8 protein-coding genes are annotated in these 6,000 nt (G+C 69.3%); 5 read left to right on the top strand and 3 right to left on the bottom strand.

From position 1 onward, the window contains the following. Positions 1 to 121: 121 nt before the first annotated feature. Positions 122 to 442: a hypothetical protein gene (locus AB0M30_RS31830; protein WP_364591261.1), complete on the bottom strand. Its 321-nt coding sequence runs from the start codon at positions 440 to 442 to the stop codon at positions 122 to 124. After that, the gene (gene mca / locus AB0M30_RS31825; RefSeq protein WP_364591258.1) at positions 439 to 1,359 is read right to left on the bottom strand and encodes a mycothiol conjugate amidase Mca; all 921 of its coding nucleotides are present in this window, start codon (positions 1,357 to 1,359) and stop codon (positions 439 to 441) included. Before mca ends, AB0M30_RS31830 begins: the two co-directional genes overlap by 4 nt. 134 nt (positions 1,360 to 1,493) lie before the next feature. Here mca and AB0M30_RS31820 point away from each other — a divergent pair, with 134 nt between their 5' ends. From AB0M30_RS31820 to AB0M30_RS31810, 3 genes are all read left to right on the top strand, one after another. Beyond that, positions 1,494 to 1,949, top strand: a complete 456-nt coding sequence (locus tag AB0M30_RS31820; protein ID WP_364591255.1) for a DUF4307 domain-containing protein — start codon at positions 1,494 to 1,496, stop codon at positions 1,947 to 1,949. Between the two features lie 195 nt (positions 1,950 to 2,144). Next, entirely contained in the window at positions 2,145 to 2,648 is a 504-nt protein-coding gene (greA, locus tag AB0M30_RS31815; RefSeq protein WP_013229826.1) for a transcription elongation factor GreA, read from the top strand. Between the two features lie 48 nt (positions 2,649 to 2,696). Next, positions 2,697 to 3,509 (top strand): MBL fold metallo-hydrolase, encoded by an 813-nt coding sequence (locus AB0M30_RS31810; RefSeq protein WP_364591252.1) that lies wholly within the window; start codon positions 2,697 to 2,699, stop codon positions 3,507 to 3,509. 4 nt (positions 3,510 to 3,513) lie between these two features. Here AB0M30_RS31810 and AB0M30_RS31805 read toward each other — a convergent pair whose 3' ends face one another. Further along, positions 3,514 to 3,987 (bottom strand): Lrp/AsnC family transcriptional regulator, encoded by a 474-nt coding sequence (locus AB0M30_RS31805; RefSeq protein WP_285993949.1) that lies wholly within the window; start codon positions 3,985 to 3,987, stop codon positions 3,514 to 3,516. A gap of 108 nt (positions 3,988 to 4,095) precedes the next feature. Between AB0M30_RS31805 and hppD the strand changes: the two genes are divergently transcribed. Together hppD and AB0M30_RS31795 are read left to right on the top strand one after the other, a co-directional pair. Further along, a complete protein-coding gene (gene hppD / locus AB0M30_RS31800; protein WP_364591249.1) occupies positions 4,096 to 5,295 on the top strand; it encodes a 4-hydroxyphenylpyruvate dioxygenase in 1,200 nt (399 codons plus the stop codon). Between the two features lie 162 nt (positions 5,296 to 5,457). Beyond that, positions 5,458 to 5,994 carry a YbaB/EbfC family nucleoid-associated protein gene (locus tag AB0M30_RS31795; RefSeq protein ID WP_364591246.1) on the top strand — a complete coding sequence of 179 codons (537 nt, stop codon included), beginning with the start codon at positions 5,458 to 5,460 and terminating at the stop codon, positions 5,992 to 5,994. Positions 5,995 to 6,000 lie beyond the last annotated feature (6 nt).

Here is a 6,000-nt window from a genome sequence, read left to right as displayed (position 1 = left end):
ACCCAATGTGGCCCTCGGTGCGTCCAACGCACCCAATGTGGCCCTCGGTGCGTCCAACGCACCCAATGTGGCCCTCGGTGCGTCCAACGCACCCAAGGCCACCTTGGGGCGCTGGGTCCGGCTAGTCCGACTTCGCGGAGGAAGCGCCGTTCGGCTGCTTCTTCTCCGGCTCCGCGGGGGCCTCGGCCGGCGGCTCGTCGGCCGCCTCCGCAGCCGGCGGGTCGTCGAAGCTCGCCGGGACGCGCTTGAGGTGCTTGGTCATCGAGCGGACCAGGAAGGCCACCGCGATGAGGAACAGGATCAGCACCAGGAAGCCGACCGGGGAGGACTTGCCGAAGTCCTCCCCCTGCCCGCCGTTGTCGCCGTTGCCCGGCTGCTGCGTCAAGACCAGGGCCGACGCGGTCACCGGAAGGGCCACGCCGGCCGGCAGCGTCAGACTCATGTGTTCACCTTCTCCTCGGCGCCGGCGATGCCGGCGAACAGGTCGTCCTCCGGCAACGTGCTGTCGACCAGCGACTTCACCAGCTCGTACTCCTCGGTCGGCCAGACCTCGCGCTGCATCTCCCGGGGCACGGCGAACCAGCGGCTGGTCGGGTCGATCTGCGTGGCGTGCGCCTTCAGCGCCTCGTCCCGCACCTCGAAGTATTCACTGCACTCGACGCGGGTCGTCACCCGCTCCATCACATCGCCCCGGTTCGGGTCCCAGTTCGCCAGCCACTCGGTGTACGGCGACTCCAGGCCGGCCTCCTTGAGCGCCTCGTCGAACAGCACCATCCGGGCGCGCGAGAAGCCGTGCATGTAGTACAGCTTCAGCGGCTGCCACGGCTCGCCGGCGTCGGGGAAGCGGCTCGGGTCCGGCGCCGCGTCCCACGCCGCCATCGACACCTCGTGGGTGCGGATGTGGTCGGGGTGCGGGTAGCCGCCGTTCTCGTCGTAGGTCGTGATCACGTGCGGGCGGAACTCCCGGATCACGCGCACCAGCGCCTCGGTGGACTCCTCCAGCGGCACGACGGCGAACGACCCCTCCGGCACCGGCGGCAGCGGGTCGCCCTCCGGCAGGCCGGAGTCGACGAAGCCCAGCCAGTGCTGGCTCACGCCGAGGATCTTGGCCGCCCGGGCCATCTCCTCGCGGCGGATTTCGCTCATGTTCGCCAGCACCTCGGGCCGGTCCATGGCCGGGTTCAGGATGCTGCCTGCTTCGCCCCCGGTGCACGTGACGACCAGCACCTCGTGACCTTCGGCGGCGTAGCGCGCCATCGTGGCGGCACCCTTGCTCGACTCGTCGTCCGGGTGCGCGTGCACGGCCATCAGGCGCAGGCGCGGGTTGGCGGTGTTCCTCAGCTCGTCGGCGTCCACCATGCTCCGAACGACTCCCCTTCTGCCCTTATTCCGCGACCCACCTGCGGGTCGCCCACCCAGCGGGCGGATACTCGAGACGTACCCGCGTCACCATTGTCCCCACGGGTACGACAAGAACGAGCAGGAGGCCCGGGTTGGCAGGCGGACCGGCGAAAACGGCCGTCGGTGGCAGTGCGCCCGCACTGCCCGAGGGCCGGTACGGCACCGGGCGCGTGCAGACGTCCCGGCGCTGGCGGCGCTGGCTCTTCCTGGCCATCGCCCTGCTGGTCAGCGGCCTGATCGCCTGGGTCGCGTACGTCAACCTCGGCTCGGCGCCGATCGACGCCGAGCGCGTCGCGTTCAGCGCGAAACCGGGCAACGCGATGGAAATCACCCTCAACGTCACCCGGGACGACGACAACAGGCCGGGCGTGTGCGTCGTCCGCGCCCGCGACAAGACCGGCGCCGAGAGCGGCCGCAAAGAGCTCCTGATCCCCGCCGGCGCGAAGCACAACCGGATCACCACGACGATCAAGAGCATCGGCGAACCGGTGACGGCCGACGTCTTCGGCTGCTCGTACGCTATACCACGGTATCTGTCAACCCCATAGCGGCCAACGGGGTGAACCGCGCGCTCAACGCCCAGGGCGCGGGGAAATAATGGGCGTCGACCTCTCGCGCCGTGATACTCTGACCCCTCAGCACGGCCCACGACGGGCCGTGTTTTTCCTTTATCTCAGCCACGCGGGCACCTAGGCCCGCGTGGGCCGGCTTGAACACGCAAGCCTGGCAGGCCCGACGAGGAGATGGTGACCGTGAGCGACACCAAGGTGACCTGGCTCACCCAGGATGCCTACGACCGGCTCAAGCACGAGCTCGACGAAATGATCGAGAATCGTCCGGTCATCGCCGCGCGCATCAACGACAGCCGCGAAGAAGGTGACCTCAAGGAAAACGGCGGTTACCACGCGGCTCGCGAGGAGCAGGGCCAGGCCGAAGCGCGCATCCGGCACCTGCAGGAGCTGCTGCGCTCGGCCAAGGTCGGCGAGAAGCCCGCGAACGACGGCACCGCCGGCCCGGGCAAGGTGCTCACCGTGCGGTACGAGGGTGACGACGAGGACGAGAAGTTCCTGCTCGCCACCCGCGAAGAGGGCGCCGAGGGCGAACTCGACGTGTATTCCCCGGAATCGCCGCTCGGCAAGGCGCTGCTCGGCGCCAAGGAAGGCGAGTCCCGCGAATACGAACTGCCCAACGGCAAGGTCCAGAAGGTGACGCTCGTCAAGGCGGTTCCGTACACCGACGCGAAATAGCCCGGCTAGCGTGTCCTCCCAGGATCCACATTCTGGGAGGACGAAGTCGTGAGCACCGAACCGATGTGCCAGGCCTGCGGCATGCAGTACGCCGCAGCCCGCGAGGACTGCCCGATCTGCGAGGACGAACGCCAGTACGTCCCGCGGTCCGGGCAGCAGTGGACGAACCTGTCCGCCCTCCGCGAAAGCGGCACCTACACCCCGCGGATCGAGGAACAGGGCCCCGGCATCATCGGTGTCGGCTCGGACCCGGGGTTCGCGATCGGCCAGCGCGCGCTGCTGGTGCGGGCCGGCTCGGGGAACTTCCTCTGGGACTGCGCGGCGTACCTGGACGACGCCCTGATCCAGCAGGTCCGTGACCTGGGCGGCCTCACCGGCATCGCGATCAGCCACCCGCACTACTACACGACGATGGTGGAGTGGGCGCGCGCGTTCGACGTGCCGATCCACCTGCACGAGGGCGACCAGCAGTGGATCGGCCGGCCCGACCCGGCGGTGGAGCTGTGGTCGGGCACCACCCTCGACGTCGCCGACGACCTGCGGCTGATCAACCTCGGCGTGCACTTCACCGGCGGCACGGTGCTGCACTGGCCGGACGGCGAAGACGGCTGGGGCGCGCTGCTGTCCGGCGACATCGTGCAGGTGATCCCCGACCGCACGCACGTCGGCTTCATGTACAGCTACCCGAACCTGGTCCCGGAGCGGCCCCACGTCGTCCGCCGCGCGGCGGAGCTGCTGGCGGGGTACCGCTTCGAGGCGATCTACGGCGCCTGGTGGGACGCGATCGTGCGGACCGACGGCTTCGAGGTCGTCCAGCGCTCGGCCAAGCGGTACCTGGCCCACGTGGCCGACGAGGGCTGAGCCCTCAGCCCCGCGCGGTCCGCTCCAGCAGGGGGCGGACCCGCGGCGGCACCGGCGTCGACAGCGCGATCGACGTCGACGTGCGCAGGACGTCAGGGACGCCCACCACCTTGTCGATCACCCGCTGCAGGTCGTCGTTGCCGCGCGCGACCATGCGGACGAACAGGTCGCCCTGGCCGGTCGTCGCGTGGACCTCGCACACCTCGTCGATCGCGGCAAGCGCCTCCGCGACCTCCGCGCGACGGCCCTGCGCGATCTCCAGCACGGCGAACGCCGTCAGGCCGTAGCCCATCGCCGCCAGGTCGAGTTCCGGCGGGAAGCCGCCGAGGATGCCGCGCTCGGTGAGGCGGTCGAGGCGGGCCTGGACCGTGCCGCGGGCGACGCCGAGCCGCCGCGCGCACTCCAGCACCCCCAGGCGCGGGGAGTCGGTGAGCAACAGCAGCAGTCGCGCATCCAGCGCATCCAGGTTCTCCGGCATGCGCAGATTGTCCACGATGACGGCCGATCTCCCATGATCACCGGTCATCTTGCCCAGTAAATTCTCGCTCCATTGCTCAACTTGCCTCGCTGGGTTGATCCTTCGGGTATGACCCAGACTGCCGAACCCCAGGGTGCCCTCGACGACGTCAGCTATGACCAGCTGCGTCAGCTGGTCGGGCTCGTCGACCACGACGCCTCGACCGACCCGTTCCCGGTCAAGGCCATGGACGCGGTGGTGTTCATCGCCGGCAACGCCACCCAGACCGCCTGGTACTACCAGATCGCGTTCGGGATGCAGCTCGTCGCGTACTCGGGACCCGAGACCGGCGACTTCGAGCGCAAGTCCTACGTGCTGAAGTCCGGCTCGGCCCGGTTCGTCATCACCGGCGGGGTGAAGCCGGACTCGCCGCTGCTGGACCACCACCGCAAGCACGGTGACGGCGTCATCGACCTGGCGCTGGAGACCACCGACGTCGACAAGTGCATCGAGCACGCCCGCGCGCAGGGCGCGACCGTCCTCGAGGAGCCGCACGACGTCTCCGACGAGCACGGCACCGTGCGCGTCGCCGCGATCGCGACCTACGGCGAGACCCGCCACTCGCTGGTCGACCGGTCGCGCTACAAGGGCGTCTACCTGCCCGGCTACGAGCCGCGCGAGAGCACGGTCAAGCGGCCCGAAGGTGCGCCGAAGCGGCTGTTCCAGGCCGTCGACCACTGCGTCGGCAACGTCGAGCTCGGCAAGATGGACTACTGGGTCGACTGGTACCACCGCGTCATGGGCTTCGTGAACATGGCGGAGTTCGTCGGCGACGACATCGCGACCGAGTACTCGGCGCTGATGAGCAAGGTCGTCTCGAACGGCAACCACCGGGTCAAGTTCCCGCTGAACGAGCCGGCCGTGGCGAAGAAGAAGTCGCAGATCGACGAGTACCTCGAGTTCTACGGCGGTGCCGGCTGCCAGCACATCGCGCTGGCCACCAACGACATCATCGCCACGGTGACGGCGATGCGCGCCGCCGGCGTCGAGTTCCTCGACACGCCGGACTCCTACTACGACGACCCGGAGCTGCGGGCCCGGATCGGCAACGTCCGCGTGTCGATCGAGACGCTGAAGGAGCACAGCATCCTGGTCGACCGCGACGAGGACGGCTACCTGCTGCAGATCTTCACGAAGCCGATCGGCGACCGCCCGACGGTGTTCTACGAGCTGATCGAGCGGCACGGCTCGCTCGGCTTCGGCAAGGGCAACTTCAAGGCGCTGTTCGAAGCCATCGAGCGGGAGCAGGAGCGCCGAGGCAATCTTTAACGCCGAGGCGCCATCAGCACAGCGCCGAGGCAACCTCTGACACATCTCGGCGAAGGCCACCGTAGGAGACCTGCTGGTCCCCTATGGTGGCCTTTGACGTGAATCGGGAACCGGCGGGACCCGGGATCCGTCAGTGTGGGGAAGCAGAGAGAAGGGGCCGTGATGCCGGACAGCATCGACGCCAGCGACGCGATGATCGACAACTGGACCAAGCGGCTCGAGGAGAACGCCGCCCGGTACCAGGCGCTGGCCGATCGCATGCAGGGCCAGTCGGTCACCGAGCGGTCGAAGGACGGGTCCGTTCAGGTGACCGTCGATTCCCGCGGGCTGCTGAAGAACCTCGTGATCGCGGAGTCGGCGGCCGGCAAGCGGATGGCCGAGGTGTCGGCGCAGGTCATGCAGCTGGTGCAGCGGGCGCAGGCACGGATTCCCGAGCTGCTGCAGCAGGCCATGACGGAGACCACCGGCACCGGCGACCAGGCCGCGGCCGAGATCGTCCGCGAGGCGCAGAGCACGTTCCCGGAACCGCCGCCCGAGGCCGAACCGGCGTTCCCGGAACCCGACCGCGTCCGCCGGTTCCTGCCGGACGACGCCGAGGAGCCGCCGCCCGCGGCGCCGCGCACCCCGCCGCCACCGCGCCGTCGCCGTCCGGGCGGCGACGAAGACGACGACGACTTCGGCGGACCGATTCTTTCCTGAGGGGGA

Source organism: Amycolatopsis sp. NPDC051716 (genome assembly GCF_040681595.1).
Classification (GTDB): Bacteria; Actinomycetota; Actinomycetes; order Mycobacteriales; family Pseudonocardiaceae; genus Amycolatopsis.
The sequence above is the reverse complement of the archived record's forward strand: the minus strand, read 5'-3'. Positions and strand labels throughout refer to the sequence as shown.

Excerpts from the sequence above, each read along its gene's own strand:
- AB0M30_RS31830 (WP_364591261.1), bottom strand. The coding sequence starts at position 442 with ATGAGTCTGACGCTGCCGGCCGGCGTGGCCCTTCCGGTGACCGCGTCG.
- mca (WP_364591258.1), bottom strand. The coding sequence starts at position 1,359 with ATGGTGGACGCCGACGAGCTGAGGAACACCGCCAACCCGCGCCTGCGC.
- greA (WP_013229826.1), top strand. The coding sequence starts at position 2,145 with ATGGTGACCGTGAGCGACACCAAGGTGACCTGGCTCACCCAGGATGCC.
- AB0M30_RS31805 (WP_285993949.1), bottom strand. The coding sequence starts at position 3,987 with ATGCCGGAGAACCTGGATGCGCTGGATGCGCGACTGCTGCTGTTGCTC.
- hppD (WP_364591249.1), top strand. The coding sequence starts at position 4,096 with ATGACCCAGACTGCCGAACCCCAGGGTGCCCTCGACGACGTCAGCTAT.
- AB0M30_RS31795 (WP_364591246.1), top strand. The coding sequence starts at position 5,458 with ATGCCGGACAGCATCGACGCCAGCGACGCGATGATCGACAACTGGACC.